Annotated in this window: 11 protein-coding genes; all 11 read right to left on the minus strand. The window is 71.8% G+C overall.

Annotated features, from left to right (window positions below; translation table 11 throughout):
- Positions 1 to 11 precede the first annotated feature (11 nt).
- The 11 genes from AB0G10_RS28815 to AB0G10_RS28865 all read right to left on the minus strand — a co-directional run bounded on the left by AB0G10_RS28815 (position 12) and on the right by AB0G10_RS28865 (position 15064).
- Positions 12 to 851, minus strand: coding sequence for a DUF1028 domain-containing protein (locus AB0G10_RS28815; protein ID WP_360928361.1), 840 nt, complete (start codon positions 849 to 851; stop codon positions 12 to 14).
- 346 nt (positions 852 to 1197) lie between these two features.
- The gene (locus AB0G10_RS28820) at positions 1198 to 2019 is read right to left on the minus strand and encodes an ABC transporter permease (protein ID WP_360928364.1); all 822 of its coding nucleotides are present in this window, start codon (positions 2017 to 2019) and stop codon (positions 1198 to 1200) included.
- Between the two features lie 29 nt (positions 2020 to 2048).
- Positions 2049 to 2990 carry an ATP-binding cassette domain-containing protein gene (locus AB0G10_RS28825; RefSeq protein WP_360928367.1) on the minus strand — a complete coding sequence of 314 codons (942 nt, stop codon included), beginning with the start codon at positions 2988 to 2990 and terminating at the stop codon, positions 2049 to 2051.
- A gap of 70 nt (positions 2991 to 3060) precedes the next feature.
- A complete protein-coding gene (locus tag AB0G10_RS28830) occupies positions 3061 to 6540 on the minus strand; it encodes a BTAD domain-containing putative transcriptional regulator (protein WP_360928370.1) in 3480 nt (1159 codons plus the stop codon).
- 424 nt (positions 6541 to 6964) lie between these two features.
- Positions 6965 to 8452 (minus strand): GGDEF domain-containing protein, encoded by a 1488-nt coding sequence (locus AB0G10_RS28835; RefSeq protein ID WP_360928373.1) that lies wholly within the window; start codon positions 8450 to 8452, stop codon positions 6965 to 6967.
- Positions 8453 to 8719: 267 nt separating this feature from the next.
- Entirely contained in the window at positions 8720 to 9796 is a 1077-nt protein-coding gene (locus AB0G10_RS28840) for a GtrA family protein (RefSeq protein WP_360928376.1), read from the minus strand.
- A gap of 5 nt (positions 9797 to 9801) precedes the next feature.
- Positions 9802 to 10791, minus strand: coding sequence for a phosphodiester glycosidase family protein (locus tag AB0G10_RS28845; protein ID WP_360928379.1), 990 nt, complete (start codon positions 10789 to 10791; stop codon positions 9802 to 9804).
- Between the two features lie 82 nt (positions 10792 to 10873).
- Entirely contained in the window at positions 10874 to 11749 is an 876-nt protein-coding gene (locus tag AB0G10_RS28850) for a helix-turn-helix transcriptional regulator (protein WP_360928382.1), read from the minus strand.
- A 154-nt stretch (positions 11750 to 11903) separates the two neighbouring features.
- A complete protein-coding gene (locus AB0G10_RS28855; RefSeq protein ID WP_360928385.1) occupies positions 11904 to 13727 on the minus strand; it encodes a carbohydrate-binding domain-containing protein in 1824 nt (607 codons plus the stop codon).
- 9 nt (positions 13728 to 13736) lie between these two features.
- Positions 13737 to 14465, minus strand: a complete 729-nt coding sequence (locus tag AB0G10_RS28860; RefSeq protein ID WP_360928387.1) for a polyphosphate polymerase domain-containing protein — start codon at positions 14463 to 14465, stop codon at positions 13737 to 13739.
- The gene (locus AB0G10_RS28865) at positions 14462 to 15064 is read right to left on the minus strand and encodes a DUF4956 domain-containing protein (protein ID WP_360928389.1); all 603 of its coding nucleotides are present in this window, start codon (positions 15062 to 15064) and stop codon (positions 14462 to 14464) included. The genes AB0G10_RS28860 and AB0G10_RS28865 overlap by 4 nt, the downstream gene beginning before the upstream one ends.
- Between the last annotated feature and the right edge of the window lie 25 nt (positions 15065 to 15089).

Here is a 15089-nt window from a genome sequence, read left to right on the forward strand (position 1 = left end):
CCATCCGCTCCCTACTGGCCCGCCTGCGTGACCGTGCGCAGGTGGGCCAGCACCAGCGGGTCGATCGAGCCGGGGACGATGCGCATCTCCAGGTTCTCGACGCCGGCCCAGGAGGCCAGTTCGTCGTCGAGGGCGGTTCCCGTGAAGCCGGCCGACGCCAGGCGGGAGCGGACCTCGGCCTCGACGTCGCCGTCCAGCGCGAGCAGGGAGTCCGGGTCGGGGGACTCGAAGTACAGGCTGTGCATGGTGAGCAGCCGGCCCAGTTCGGCCACCGGATCCGGGTGGTCGTCCACCCGGAGGTCCACCCAGACGTCGCTGGTGCCGCCGTACCCTCGCCCCTGCGAGACCACCAGCAGAGCCGCACTCTGCCGACCGCGCCGGTCGCCACCCGCCTGATCGCCGGCGCGGAGCGCGGCGAGGAGACGGTACGGCAGCGACTCCGCGGACCCGAGCCAGGCTTCCCGCATCGACGTGACCACGCCGGGGCCGGTCAGCATGTTGCCCTGCGCCGCGTAGCCGTCGCCCGCCACGCCGCCGGCCCAGTCGTGGCAGTCGTCGCCGGTGAACGTGGCCCCCGGGCCGGTCGCGCCGACGACGCCCACCTGACGGTGCGAGACCGGGCCGTCGTCGGCGGCGATCAGGCCCTTGACCACGGATTCCGCGTCCACGCCGGTGCCGAGGAGGGCGAGGGCCTGCGGGCGGTAGGCGAGGTTCGCATAGGACTGGGTGGCGACGGCGCCGACGTTCACGAGGGCCGCCGGGACCGCCGCGCCGACACCGAGGAACTTGCTGGCCACGGCCACACCGACGGCCGCGCCGTCGGCGGACCGGCCCACGATCGAGAAAGTCATGCGCGCACGGTATCCGCCGGAAACACGAGGGGCGCAGACTGGTCCGCAGAAGCCGCAGCTCGCGAGGGATCTGCTCGGAGTGAGTTTGCGCGATGCGCCCATCGGGTTCAAGACTGCTTCGCGAAGGACTTCCGGTCGCGCCCGTTCCCCGCAGGGGCGCGGCCGGTCAGGACCGCTCTGGCCGGAGCGCGGTCCACGGCCGCCGGGGCGCTCTCCGCCCGGACGTTCCGCGGCCGGTGGCGCTGCGGGCGGGATACGGTCGTTGCCGCGACACCGCCCGCAGCGCCGCGCAACAGGCCGGCCGCGCGCTCAGCGCCCCAGTGAGCGATAACGTCCGACCACGCTCTCAGCGCCCCAGTGACCGGTAACGTCCGACCGCGAGCGGGCCGAAGATCGCGATCAGGACGATCGGCCACAGCACCGCCAGCAGCAGCGCGTGCTGGGTCGCCCACGAGTCGCCGCCCAGGCCGGGGTTGCCGAACAGCTCCCGGATGGCGGTCGTCGTGGCCGAGATCGGGTTCCACGCCGCCACCGTCCCGAGCCAGCCCGGCATCAGCTCCGGCGCCACGAAGATGTTCGACACCGCGCTCAGCGGGAAGGCCAGCGGGAACACGATCGTCGCGACGGTGTCCGGATTCGGCGCGACCAGGCCGAGGAACATCCCGACCCAGCTCAGCGCGAGCCGCAGCAACAGCAGCAGGCCGATCGCGAGGACGAAGTCCCCGATGCCGCGATGCCACGTCCACCCGACGAGCAGCCCGCACGTCAGCAGCACGACGATCTCCAGCATCGCCCGGAACTGATCAGCCGCGGCGCGCCCGGTCATGAGCGCCGACCGCGCCATCGGCATCGATCGGAATCGGTCGACCACGCCACGTCCGACGTCGGTCGCGATGCCCGTGGCGGTCGCGCCGATGCCGTAGAGCATCGTCATGACGAACACCCCGGGCAGCAGGAACTCGCGATAGCCACCGCCGCCCGGCACCTGCATGCCGCTGCCGAAGACATAGCCGAACACCAGCACGAACATGATGGGCAGGCTGAAGTAGATGACGATCTCTTCGGGCGCGCGCACCACATGACGCAGATACCGCCCGGTCATGACCCAGCCGTCCGCGACGGCGCGGCCCCGGTGGCGGGTCACTCCTGCGGCTTCCTTCGTACGCATGGGGGTCTGCTCTTGATCGGTCACGAGACTCATCGGGCAGCTCCCGTCAGGTGGAGGAAGACCTCGTCGAGGGTCGGGCGGTGCAACCCGGCGTCCGCCACCGGAATCCCCGCGTCCTGGAGCGCGCGGACCGTCGCGACCAGCGACCCCACCCGGTCCGTCACCGGAACGCGCAGCCGCCGCTGGTCGGCGTCGACGTCCGGCGTCGTGCCGGTGAGCCCGGCCACGACGGTCGCGGCGTCGGCGAGGCGGGCGGCGTCCTCGACGACGAGCTCCAGCCGGTCCGCGCCGATCGTGGCCTTGAGCTGCGCCGGAGTGCCCTCGGCGACGACCCGGCCCGCGTCGACCACGGCGATCCGGGCGGCGAGCTGGTCGGCCTCGTCGAGGTACTGCGTGGTCAGCAGCACCGTCGTGCCGCCGGCCACCAGCGCGCGGACCGCGTCCCAGACCTGGTTGCGGCTGCGCGGGTCGAGGCCGGTGGTCGGCTCGTCGAGGAAGAGCACGGCCGGCCGGCGGATCATGCTGGCCGCCAGGTCGAGACGGCGGCGCATGCCACCGGAGTACTCGGCCGCCGACCTGCCCTTCGCCTCGGTCAGGCCGAACTGTTCGAGCAACTCGTCGGCCCGGCGCTGGGCGTCGCGGGCGCCGAGGTGCTGGAGCCGGCCGAACAGGACCAGGTTCTGCCGGCCGCTGAGGATCTCGTCGACCGCGGCGTACTGGCCGGTCAGCGCGATCCGGTCGCGGACCACCTCGGGCTGCCGCCGCACGTCGGCGCCGGCCACCTCCGCACGCCCGGCGTCGAATGTGAGGAGGGTGGCGAGGGCCCGGACCGCCGTGGTCTTGCCGGCGCCGTTCGGGCCGAGCAGCCCGTAGACGCCGCCGGCCGGCGCATGCAGATCGAACCCGTCCAGCGCGGTGGTCCCGCCCCCGTACCGTTTCCGCAGCCCTTCGGCCGCAACCGCAGATGTCATGACCGCAGCGTGGCGGGGGGCGCTGACCGTTCCCGCACCAACCGCGCACGAGGCGCTGACAGTCCTTACTTCAGGAACGGAGGATCGTGAAGGCCTGAGCCGGGGTGAGGCCGGCGCCGCGGGCGTGTGCCTTCTCGTACGCATCAGGGCCCAGCGCAAGCACCGCCCTCGCCGCGGCCTGCGCGGCGAGCGTGCCCGGCGCGGTCCCGGGGCGAAGCTGGAGCGCCGTGACGGTGCCGAGCAGCTCGGCCGCACGCTCCGGATCGCCGGCATCCAGCACCAGCGTCGCGAGCCGGTCGATCGCCTCGGCCATCACCTGGAGGCCGAGCATGCCGGAGCGGAGGGTGAACACTGATCGGTACCGGTCGGCCGCTTCGGACGGGTCGCCCTGAGCCGAAGCGATCCGGCCGAGCATCACGAGGATGGACATGCGGGTGCCGTCGGCGCCGTACCAGCCGGTCGGACATACCTCCAACGCCGCTGAACAGCGCAGACGAGCCTCCTCCAGATCGCCGCGACGGAACGCCACGGTGCCCTCGCCGAGCTTCGCGGACGCCACCAGCTCCTGGGCGCCGCAGTCCCGGGCCACCTCGGCGGCACTGGCGAAATCGGCCGCCGCACCGTCTAGATCGTCCGCTGCGAGACGGCTCTCGGCGCGACTGCGCAGCAGATCCGCGACGTCGACGATGGCCTTGAGCTCCTCGGCGAGCCGCAGCGCCTCGTCGAGCTGGGGGAGCGCCTCGGCCGGACGGCCACCCCAGATCGCGAGCTCGGCCAGGCCGGACAGCGCGATCATGGTGCCCCAGCGCTCGCCGAGCGCGCGGAAGCCGTCGAGCGCCGAGACGAACTCGGGCGCGGCGGCCTCCGGTCCGGCGCCGGCGAAGAGCATCATCCAGCCGCCGCCCACACCGCCGAGCGCGTTGATCCAGGAGCCGCTGCGGAGCCGCGTGCGCAGCTCCCGGCTGAGCGCGATGACGTCGCCGGGCGGTGCGTCCGGCGGCCCCACCGCCATGGCCGAGAGGTAGAGCAGGAACGGCTGGGCCGGCGGCTTCTCGATGGTGCGCAGATAGTCGTCCCACGGCTCGGTCGGGCGGGTGCCGCCGAGGGCCGCGTTGAGGACGCAGAGGACGTACTCCTCGGTGAGGCCCGGCGGCGGCTGCGGGCCGGCCGCGCGCAGCACACGTTCGGCGAGGGCGGTGGCCTCCGAGCGCAGCCCGCGCAGCCACCAGTAGAAGGACAGCGCCGCCACCAGCCGCAACGCCGTCGCCGTGTCGCCGCGACGCAGCGCCGTGTGCAGGTTGTCGCGGTCCGCGTCGAGGCGGTCGAGCCAGGTGAGCTGCGAGGCGGTGCGGAGCCAGGGGTCCGCGCGAGAGGCGAGATCGAGGTAGTACGCGGCGTGCGCGCGGTGCAGCGTCTGTTGCTCGCCGGACTCCTCGAGCCGTTCCGCGCAGAAGGCCCGGATCGTCGCGAGCATCCGGTAGCGTGTGCCGTCCCGTTCGATCAGGGACTTGCTGACGAGGTCGTGGACGCGGTCCAACAAATCGGATTTATCCGATTTATCGTTGCATATTTGTTCGATGGCCTCGAGGTCGGCGCCGCCGGTGAACACCGTGAACCGGCGCGCCAGCATCTGTTCGGCAGGGGTCAGCAGATCCCAGCTCCAGGCGACGACGGCGTGCAGGGTGCGGTGCCGGGAGGCGGCCGTGCGGCTCCCCTTCGTGAGCAATCGGAATCGGTCATCGAGGCGGGCGGCTATCTCGTCGAGCGGTAGTGCGTGCAGGCGTGCGGCGGCGAGCTCGACGGCGAGCGGCTGGCCGTCGAGCATGCGGCAGATGTGGCCTACCGTGGCGGCGTTCTCGCTGGTCACCGTGAAGCCGGGGGAGACGTCGGCGGCGCGGTCCGCGAAGAGTCGTACCGCCGGATAGGCATCGTTCTCCGGTGTTGTCTCAGCCGGCGGCGGGACGGTCAGGCCGCCCACCGGGTACCGGGATTCGCCGGTGATGCCCAGCGGCTCCCGGCTCGTCGCCAGCACCCGCAGACCCGGCGCGGCGCCCAGCAGCCGGGCGGCGAGAGCGGCGGCCGCGTCGATGACGTGCTCGCAGTTGTCCAGGATCAGCAGGAGATCACGATCGGACAGGGCGAAGACCAGGCGGTCGGTTGCGGCAGGCGATTCGGCGGCGGCTTCCCCGAGCGTACGGTCGTTGAGCCGCGCATCCTTGAGCCCCAGCGCGTCCAGGACCGCCCGGGGCAGGTCGTCGGCCGTGGCCGCCGCCAGTTCGACGAAACAGCAGTCGGTCGTGGATTTGGCGGCCACCTCGGCGGCGAGGCGTGTCTTGCCGGCGCCGCCCGGTCCGTGCAGGGTGACGAGCCGTGCCGTGGCCAGGGATGTCGTGAGGCGGATGAGGTCGTCGTCGCGGCCCACGAAGCTGGTGAGGGGGATCGGCACCCCTCGGCGGGAGGGTTGCCTGGGCGTGGTCGTTCCTGGGGTGGCCGTTCCTGGGGTGGTCGTTCCTGGGGTGGTCGTTTTTTGGGTGGCCGTGCCTGGGGTGGCCGTGCCCAGGCTGGCCGTGCCTGGGGTGGCCGTTCCTGGGGTGGTCGTGCCCGGGGTGGCCGGGCCCCGGGTGGCCGGGCCTGGGTGCGGCGTACCCCGGAAAGACGTGCCGTGGCCGGCCGGGCCGTCGCCGCGGAGGATTGCCGTATGCAGATCGGACAGCTCCCGCGACGGGTCGGCCCCCAGTTCCTCGGCGAGAAGGCGACGCGTCTCCTCATACAGGGCAAGCGCCTCGGCCGACCGCCCAGCCGCCGCCAAGGCGCGCATGAGCAACCCCCGCGGCCGCTCCCGGAGCGGATGCGCGGCGATCAGCGTGCGCAGCGAGGAGATCGCGTCCCCCCGAGGAGGTGCACCATGAAGCGGAGCTGAGCCGAGGGACGAATCCCAGCCCTGAGGCGAATCCCGGCCGTGGGGCGGAGTCTGGCCGTGGGGCGGAGTCTGGCCGTGAGGCGGAGTCTGGCCGTGAGGCGGAGCCTGGCTGTCCGGCGGAGCCTGGCCGTGAGACGGCAGCTCGGCCTCGGCGAGATCCTCGACGGCGGTGAGGCGCGACTCCTCCAGCCGGTCGACCTGGGAAGCGGCGAAGGGCGCATCCCGCACGTCGGCCAGCGCGTCGCCCTGCCACAGCGCCAGTGCCTCGCGCAGGACCGTAGCGGCCCGGTGCGGATCACCCGCCGCGAGTGCTTGCCGCCCCTCCGTCGCCAGCGCGGTGAAGCGGTGCGCGTCGACGTCGTCCCGGGAGATCGCGAGGCGATAACCGGCCGGCCCGAGCTCGACCGGCAACACCTGGCGCAGCCGGGACACCTGGGACTGGAGGGCGTTCGCGCCACCGGCCGGCGGATGGTCGCCGTAGAGGCCGTCGATCAGCCGCTCGACGCCGACCGGACGACCGGCGTCGAGCAGCAGCATCGCCAGGAGGGCACGCAACCTCGGACCGCCGAGCGGGATCGAACGCCCGTCAGGGAGCTCCGCCCGAACGGGACCGAGAATGCCGAACCGCATGGCGACGATTCTGACGGTTCCGGCGCCCGTTGTCCGCAGCGGCGTGCCGCCGTTCCGAGAGCGGGTGCCGTGGTTCGAAGCAGGACGCCGTCCTCCTGAAGAGGGGCGAAGTGGGACGCCGTCATCCTGGGCGGGGGTGCTGTGAGCTGAAGCGAGAACGGCGCGCCAGGTCGAGCGAGATGCCGCGGCCTACTCGTCCGAAGCGGGGGCGCTACCAAGCGAAGCGGCGCGCCGTCCTGAGCAGGGCGCTGACAACCGAAGCGGCGCGCCGCCCTTGCCAGGGCGCTGACAAGCGAAGCGGCGCGCTGCTCGGGCCGGGCGCCCTCGTCGTAAGCGAGGACGCCGTCGACCTGGGCGGCGCGCCGTCATCTCGGGTGGTGCGTTCGGCACGGCTGCCGTCTTGCCGACTGACCGTGCCGTCGGGTCACGCGGCCTGCTGGAGCGGCACGTCGGCTGTGCTGATCACGCGGTTGCGGCCGGCGTTCTTCGCGGCGTAGAGCGCCCGGTCCGCGGTGAGCACCAGCTCGGCCGTGGTGGCGGCGGCGGGCATGCCGGCTACGCCGATCGAGACGGTGACCTGGTGGACGCGGGAGTCGGCGACCGCGATCGGCGCGGAGCTGACGCCGCGGCGGATGCGCTCGGCGATTTCGAGGGCCTGGTCGGGGCCGGTGGCGGGGAGCAGCACGGCGAACTCCTCGCCGCCGTAGCGGGCCACCACGTCGCCGGGGCGGACCAGTTCGCCCAGCCGGTGGGTGACCTCGACCAGTACCCGGTCGCCGCCGTTGTGCCCGAACGTGTCGTTGACGGTCTTGAAGTGGTCGATGTCGAGCAACAGCATCGACAGCGGCTGGTTCTGCCGGGCCGCGCGGGCGCTCTCGTTCGTGAGCGACTCCTCGAAGTAGCGGCGGCTGCGCAGGCCGGTCAGCCCGTCGGTGATCGCGGCGAGGCGCTGCGCCCGGACCAGGCCGGTCATCCGGATGAGGACGAGGAGGAACAGCACGTTGCAGACGATCGCCGCGGCGACGGTGTCCGGGTTGCCGCTCCGGGCCTCCTCGATCAGGATCGAGGTGGGTGCGGTCATCGCGGCCACGGCCAGGATGATCAGGCGGCCGGTGGTGGCGTCCGGGGTGGCCGCGTTCGAGCGGGCCACCAGCTTCGGCGCGGACGGGTGCAGCAGGCCGGCCGCGAAGATGAAGCTGGCCGTCATCCACACCGCGTCGAGGAGCGCGCCGGCCTCGAACGTCGCGTTGATCGACTGGTAGCTGTAGAACGCGTCGGCGACGAGGACGAGACCGAGGTACGTGCCGATCATCCGCAGCGACGTGCCGCGCGGGCCGGCGCCGAGCATGAGGCGGGCGCCGACCACGAGCAGCATGAGGTCGCCGATCGGGTACGCCACCGAGACCAGCCCGACCATGTCGGCCACCGAGTTCTTCATGGTCGGGCTGATGATGAACTCGAACACCAGGAAGCCGGCGCCGATCGCCACGATCGCGGCGTCGATGATGCTGGCGCCGTCCCAGCCCGGGGTGCGCTTGCGGACCATGAGCAGCAGGCCGGCCGCGAGCAGCGGATACGCGGCCAGATAGAAGACGTCCGCGATGCTCGGGTAGACCTCTTCGCCGGTGACCAGCGCCAGGAAGTAATAGGTCACGTCCCCGATGACGCCGCAGATCGCCGACGCGGCCACAAAGATCATTACGGTACGCAGTGAGGCGTGCCGCCGGGCTGCCACGAGCGCGGACACCGCGAGGACCGTGTTCGCGCTGCAGTAGAGCGCCACCTGCGTGCCGGGCAGCACGTCGAGACGGCCCAGCATGAAGTAGGCAAGCATGATCAACGGGGCTGCCGCCAGGCTGAGATGCCAGGCCTGGATGCGCCGGGTGGTGACGGCGCTCGCCACAGAACTCATGGCGCAAGGATTGCCAGCCCGGAGGCTCCTCATGGGAGCCGCCGGGGTGCAGTTGGGTTGCATCGAGCGGGTCCCGGCCGATTTGCATCGAGCGGGTCCCGGCCGAGTTGCATCGAGCGGGTCTCGGCCGAGTTGCATCGAGCGGGTCTCGGCCGAAGCCGCCGGGAGAATGGCACCGTGCTCGACCGTCGGACCAATAAGCCTAGGTTCCTAGGATGCCGCTCGGAGTGCGATGACCGCGAGCCGGTGGGGCCGGGGACTGCGACATCACGGACGTTTCACCGCCGGCAGCCACGGGCTCGACGACTCGGGGGCTCGGGATGGGGTGGTGACAGCTCTGGCGAAGACGAAAGCTCTCTGGATCAGGAAACCGGCTGCGAACAGGGAAAACTCCGTCACGAGCTTCGCTGTGGGCAGGGAGTGCAGCACAGGGGTCAACGCCTTCAGGAGGAGGACGTTCGCGGAGAGGGAGAGCAGGGCCAGGGCCGCGTATCGGGGAGCGGTCCGGCGATGAGGGGCCACCGGGCCGAAGACGGTGCGGCGGTTGATCGTGTAGTTGACGGTAGCGCTGATCAGGCGGGCGGCTGTCGCTGAGGCGATCAGGTGGCCGGAGGTCGTGACGAAGAGGGCCAGCAGGGCCGCGTCCAGCGCGAAGGACAGCAGGGAAGAGCCGGCGAAGGCGAAGATCGAACCGAGGAGTGGCCGATAAATTCGTACAGAATCGTGAAAAATCCGGAAATGGGAGGAGCTGTTGTTCTCCAGGTACACCGTCGCGATCTCGACCTCGTCTATCGCCAGGCTCTCGCGCGCCGCTCGCAGCAGCAATCGCAACTCGTATTCGAAACGGTCGCCGGGTGTCGCGCACAGCCAGTGCAGGATCCACGCCGGGTAGCCGCGCAGGCCCGTCTGGGTGTCCGTTATCGGCCGGCCGGTGACGAGGCGGAAGAGGCCGCGCGTCACCGTGTTGCCGAAGCGGCTGCGGGCCGGCACGTCGCCGGTGAAGCGGCGCACGCCCAGCACCATCGCGGCCGGGGAGATCGACAGGCGGGCGGCGACCGCCTCGATGTCGGCGGCACGATGCTGGCCGTCGCTGTCGGCGCACACCACGTCGTGGCCGGGACGGCGGGCCGCTATATGGGCAAAACCGGTCTTCAGGGCGAACCCCTTACCCCGGTTGTGGTCCAGCGTGATCACTTCGGCGCCGGCCCTGCGGGCGGCTTCGAAGACCGCTGTGTACGAGGGACCGCTGCCGTCGTCGACCACGAGCAGGTGGTGGCCGCCGAGCTGGTGGCACAGGTCGACGAGGCGCTGGTCGGGCTGGTAGGCCGGGATGAGAACGATCATGGTGATCAGCCCGCGACGTAGAGGATGTCGCTGGTGCCGCGCTCCCGGCCCTTGCCGAGCGGGTTGTTGACCAGCTCGTCCCGGAAGACCATGGCCGACGATCCGCCACCGTCCAGGTTGTACGCCACGGTCGCGCCCCGGTCCACGAAGATCTGCGCGAACTCCGGCATCGTGACGCCGCGGCTGTACCCGCTGCTGCGGCCGTCCACCACGACGAAGAGGAGGTGGTTGCCGGCGATGAGGCCGACGCCCGTACGCGGCTGGGCTCCCTGAATCGAGTGGTTGCCGAAATTCGTGTCGACCTCGATCTCGTCGATCCCGTCGATCACGGCGCCGTCCTCGACCAGGCCGGGACCGAACGAGAGCGTGTTCCAGACGCCGGCGTCGAGCAGCTCGGCGGCGGTCGTGGCGGTCTCGTCGTAGAGCCTCATCGAGCCGTCGGCGTAGAACGCGAGGCCCTGCCGGGCGCCCGCGTCGCGGAACGGCACGCCGTTGCGGATCACGATCCCGGTGTCCCGGAAGCCGTAGTAGTCGCCGTTGATGGCGAGGACCGCGTTCACCGAGGCGGCGATCGCCGACGGGTTGGCGGTGATGTTCTCGCCGAACTGGTCGTTCGCGAACGCCGACCGGACGATCGTGGCGTCGCTGACCCGCACGTCCGCGACGAAGTACGTGACCGTGTCGCTGCCGGAGCCGGTCGACACCGTCTCGATGGAGATCGTCGAGGTGTCGCTGGTCCAGGTCGTCGCGGTGGCGGTCCCGGTGCCCGCGGCCTCGGCCACCGACACGTTCGCGGCGCTGATCGAGGAGGCGCCGGAGACCTCGACGTGATCGAGGACGTAGCGGTCGAGGGCCCAGGCGCCGCCACCGGCGGCGGCCGCGAGAACACCGAGGCCGCCGGCCAGCAGGCCGCGCCGGCTGAGGCGGGCGCGACCGCCGGGGTCGCCGGGACGGGAGGGTGCGGCAGGGCGCTGAGCTGTGGGATCGGCTGTCACGAGGGCAATGGAACAGGCCTTCGTTGTGGCGGATCTGTGCGCCGGCCAAGGAAAGGCCAGGAAGCGCCGGCCAAGGAAAAGGCTAGGAAGCGTCGCCGAGGGAGGCGAGCATCTCGCGCAGCAGGTCGGGCGTGCGGCTGGGGTGCTCGGCCTCGATGGAGAGCCTGCCGAAGGCCGCCGCGTAGTGGTCGACCTCCTCGCGCCGTTCCAGGTAGAGCCCGCTGGTGAGGTGTTCGATGTAGACGACGTCGGGCAGCTTCTCGTGCGGGAACCGCAGGATGCTGAACGCGCCGCCGGCCGCCGCGTGCCCGCCCGACGCGAACGGCATGATCTGCAGCCGCACGCTGGGGGAGCCGCAGATGTCGAGGAGGTATTCGATCTGCTCGCGGAGCACCTCGGGCCCGCCGATCGGCCGGCGCAGGACCGCCTCGTCGAGCACGGCCCAGAGGCGCGGGGCGTCGGGTCGTTCGAGCACCTGCTTGCGGGCCATCCGCAGCCGGGCCCGGCGGTCGATCTCGTCGGGAGCGGCCGTGTCGTGACCGAGGCGGATGACCGCGCGGGCGTACGCGTCGGTCTGCAGCAGGCCGGGCACGAACTGGACCTCGTAGGTGCGGATCAGCTCGGCGGCCTGCTCGAGGTCGAGGTAGTTCTGGAACCAGGTGTCGAGCACGTCGCCGTAGGCGTGCCACCAGCTCGGGGTGTTCGCCTCCCGGGCCAGCGCCAGGACCCGCTGGTGCTCGGCCGGGTCGTCCACGCCGTAGAGCCTCAGCAGGTCGGTGATGTCGCGTTCCTTGAAGCTGACCTTGCCGAGCTCCATCCGGCTGATCTTCGACTCGGATCCGCGGATCCGGTAGCCGGCCTCGTCGCGGGTGACGCCCTTGGCCCGGCGCAGCGCACGCAGATGCGCGCCCAGCTGCAACCGGCGTACGGTCGCCCCGCCATTGTCGTTATCGGTCACCCAGGCCTCCCCCTTCAGGGGGCTCGTCAGCGCCCGCGCCGGGCTGCGTCGATACTACTGCGACCCGGCGTCACCGTTCCATAGCCGTATGGTCCGAAGTGGACAACGCAACAGCCCCCGGGGTCCCCGGGGGCCGTCTTGTCGGGGCAGGGTATCAGCGCCGGCCGCGCCCGCCGCCCGCGGCCGCCTGACCGGCCGTCACGGTCGCGATCGTGGAGGCCGAGCCGAGCGAGCCGGACGCGGCGAGCCCGCCGGTGGTCGCGCCGCTCGCCGTGCCGCCGGCGTAGACCGTGTACGTCGCGCCGGACGTGATGGCCGGCGACGAGAAGACGACGTTCTGCACGGTCTTGCTCGTCACGTACGTGGCGACCACCTCACCGCCGGCGTCGGTGATCTGGATCGTGGTGCCCGCCTCGACGGCGCTGTCCAGCGTCGCCGAGAGCCAGCCCTGCGCCGAGGACGTGTCCGGCGTCACCACCATGCCGGCGCTGCCGGCCGCGAGCAGCGTGCCGCCGCTGATCGTGAACGTGCCGTTCACGTCGAGCGCGCCGTTGCCGTTGCCCTGCGGGCCGTTGACCACCACGGTCCCGCCGGTGATCGAGGCGGTGCCGTTGGAGTCGAGGCCGTCGCCCTCGGCGTCGATCACGAGGGTGCCGCCGTTGACGGTGACCGAATAATCCCCGACCTCCTCGCCCCCACCAGGGCCGCCACCGAAGCCGCCACCGGAGCCGCCATCAGGACCGCCGCCGGAGCTGCCACCCGCGGCGGCGGAGGAGGACCCACCGGCGCCGTTGATGCCGTCGTCGCTGGAGACCACGTGCACCGTGCCGGAGTTCAGCACGAACGCGGCGGCCTCCAGGCCCTCCACCGCCGCGGTCACCTCGACGCTGCCGCCGTCGATGATCTGCGAACCTTCGGCGTGCACGCCGTCGTCGCCGCTCGCGACGCTGACCGTGGCGCCGGCGAAGTGGACCGCGCCGTCGCTGTGCACCGCGTCGTCGGCGGCGTCGACGGTGGCGGTGCCGCCTTCGAGGACGGTGATGACGCCGGACTTGACGCCCTTCGCGGAGGCGTCGGCGGCGACCTGCGCGGTGTGCCCGCCACCGGCCGCGACCGTGAGCGTCCCGTCGGTCATGACGACGTCGGTGGCCGCGTCGAGGCCGTCGCCGCCGGCGGTCACCGCGACCTCGCCACCGGAGATCGAGATGTATCCGGCGTCGGCGTCGGCGTCGTTGTCCGCCTTGATGCCGTCGCCGCCGGCCGTCACCGTGACGGTCCCACCGCCGACGACGACGTAGTCCTTACCGCGGATACCGTCGTCCGCCGCCGTCACGGTGACCGTCCCGGACGCGATGAGCAGGCCGTCCTTGCTCGCGATCGCGTCGTTGCCGTTCCCGGTCACGGTCAGCGAACCGGCACCGGTGATCGTCAGATCGCCGGCGCTGAACAGGGCCGCGTTGACGTCGGCGTCGTCGGCGTAGGAGGACGCGTCGGACAGGGTGTTCACGGTCCCGTCGGCGAGCACGACCACCAGCTGCTCGGCCTCGGTAGCGGCGATCGCGGCGGTGGTCGAGCTGCTGATCGTGGCGCCGTCGAGGATCAGCGTGACGGTGGCATCCGGCGCGTTCACGACGATCTGCCCGTCGCTCATTTCGCCGGATATCCGATAGGTGCCCGCTGCCGTGATCGTCACGGTCGAGCCGTCGATCGTGACGCCCTCACCGGATGAGGACGCCGACGACCCGGACAACGTGATCGTGACGGCGCCGTCGGCGGACGACGATCCCGCCGTGTGGACGGCCTTGTTCGCGGCGAGCACGGCCTCAGCGGACTGGGCGCCGTCCACAGTGGATGCGGTCACCGCGGCCGTGACGCCCGAGGCGGTTTCCACGGAGGTCGAAGAGGAACAACCGGCCAGGACCGCGGCGGCCAGCACGGCCGAGCTCACCGCGGCGACGAACTTCTTACGCAAGCGCATGGGAACCCCTCAGGAGGTGAAGTGGCGGCGCAGCACGCCGTGCCACTTGTTGGCCGGCAGGTCGGGACGCAGCGCCGCGAGCCCGGTGGCGTACTTCGAGATGCGGCGGGGACGGTGGCCGAGCGACCAGAGCAGCCGGTCGACGTCCGAGGCGGCGCGGGCCGACTTCGTCTCGACCACGACCGAGTCCGGCATCCGCCGGGTGGCGCCGTCCGGGAGCATCCAGGCCAGGTCGCTGTCGACGGTGACCCGGCTGCCGGTGGCCGGCACGTAGAGCGTGGTCCGCCGGTAGTAGGTGGCCATCACCGGCCGGAAGTCGAACCCCTCGGGCGAGATCCCGGCGCTGTGCAGCACCTCGGCCGCATACGACAGGCCCGCCGAGCCCAGGCACGAGCCGTCACCCTCGTACGGAATCCGCTCCTTGACGGTGACCCCCCGCGCGCCGCGCGTCTTCACCTCGACGAAGTCGAGGCCACTGTCGAGATAGGTCCGGATGCGGATCTTGAAGCGGCGGCGCCGGCCGGTCGCGGCGGCGCGGTAGCTGTCCAGGCCCGGGGTGTCGAAGTAGATCGAGCGGTAGGCGAACGAGCGCCGGCCGTCGATCTCCAGCATCCGCACGCCGGCCGGCATCCGGTCGAGCAGCTCGGGCAGCTCGGCCGCGGGGATCAGGTATTTGCGGTCCAGCCGGGTGAGCAGCGCCGCCTCGCTGACGAGCTCCTCCAGGGAGATGGTCATCATGCGGCGTTCACCCCGCGCGCGACCCGCAGGCCCGGCTCCCGCGGCGCGCGGCCGGCCGCCGGCGCCGTGTAGCGGACGTCCACCAGGGTGCTGTCGTTGACCAGGTCGACCTGGCGCACCACCATGCTCGTCACCCGGCCGCCGAGCAGCGTCTCGAGGTGGGTGCGCAGCGCCTCCTCGTCGGTGTACGCGACGTCGAGCCGCAGCTGCCGGCTGCGCGAGCGGCGGAACAGCGCCGGGTGGTCGCCGATCCACAGGCCGATGATGATCAGCGCCATGAGGCCGGCCGTGGTCGCGGTCGGCGCGCCGCCGAGGCCCGCGATCAGGCCGAGGCCGAGCGCCGCGAAGTAGTACGCGATCTCGTGCTGGGAGATCTCGTCGGAGCGGAGCCGGATGATCGAGAGGACGCCGAAGAGGCCGAGCCCGAGGCCCGCGCCCACGGTGGTGGAGCCCAGCACGACGGCGACGGCCAGGACGCCGATGTTGATGCCGAGGAACGCGGTCACCAGGTCGCGGCGGCGGTGCCGGGGGTAGTAGACCCCGAACGTCAGGAGGGCGATGGCGGCGAGGTCCACCGCGACGGCAAGCAACGTGGTCACAGTCTGTCCTTCAGGCGTCGTTCAT

The organism is Actinoplanes sp. NPDC023714 (assembly GCF_040639855.1).
In the GTDB taxonomy this organism is placed as follows: Bacteria; Actinomycetota; Actinomycetes; order Mycobacteriales; family Micromonosporaceae; genus Actinoplanes.

What these genes read in the sequence shown, in the direction of transcription:
- AB0G10_RS28815 (WP_360928361.1), bottom strand. Translation starts at nt 851, where the DNA reads ATGACTTTCTCGATCGTGGGCCGGTCCGCCGACGGCGCGGCCGTCGGT.
- AB0G10_RS28820 (WP_360928364.1), bottom strand. Translation starts at nt 2,019, where the DNA reads ATGCGTACGAAGGAAGCCGCAGGAGTGACCCGCCACCGGGGCCGCGCC.
- AB0G10_RS28825 (WP_360928367.1), bottom strand. Translation starts at nt 2,990, where the DNA reads ATGACATCTGCGGTTGCGGCCGAAGGGCTGCGGAAACGGTACGGGGGC.
- AB0G10_RS28830 (WP_360928370.1), bottom strand. Translation starts at nt 6,540, where the DNA reads ATGCGGTTCGGCATTCTCGGTCCCGTTCGGGCGGAGCTCCCTGACGGG.
- AB0G10_RS28835 (WP_360928373.1), bottom strand. Translation starts at nt 8,452, where the DNA reads ATGAGTTCTGTGGCGAGCGCCGTCACCACCCGGCGCATCCAGGCCTGG.
- AB0G10_RS28840 (WP_360928376.1), bottom strand. Translation starts at nt 9,796, where the DNA reads ATGATCGTTCTCATCCCGGCCTACCAGCCCGACCAGCGCCTCGTCGAC.
- AB0G10_RS28855 (WP_360928385.1), bottom strand. Translation starts at nt 13,727, where the DNA reads ATGCGCTTGCGTAAGAAGTTCGTCGCCGCGGTGAGCTCGGCCGTGCTG.
- AB0G10_RS28860 (WP_360928387.1), bottom strand. Translation starts at nt 14,465, where the DNA reads ATGATGACCATCTCCCTGGAGGAGCTCGTCAGCGAGGCGGCGCTGCTC.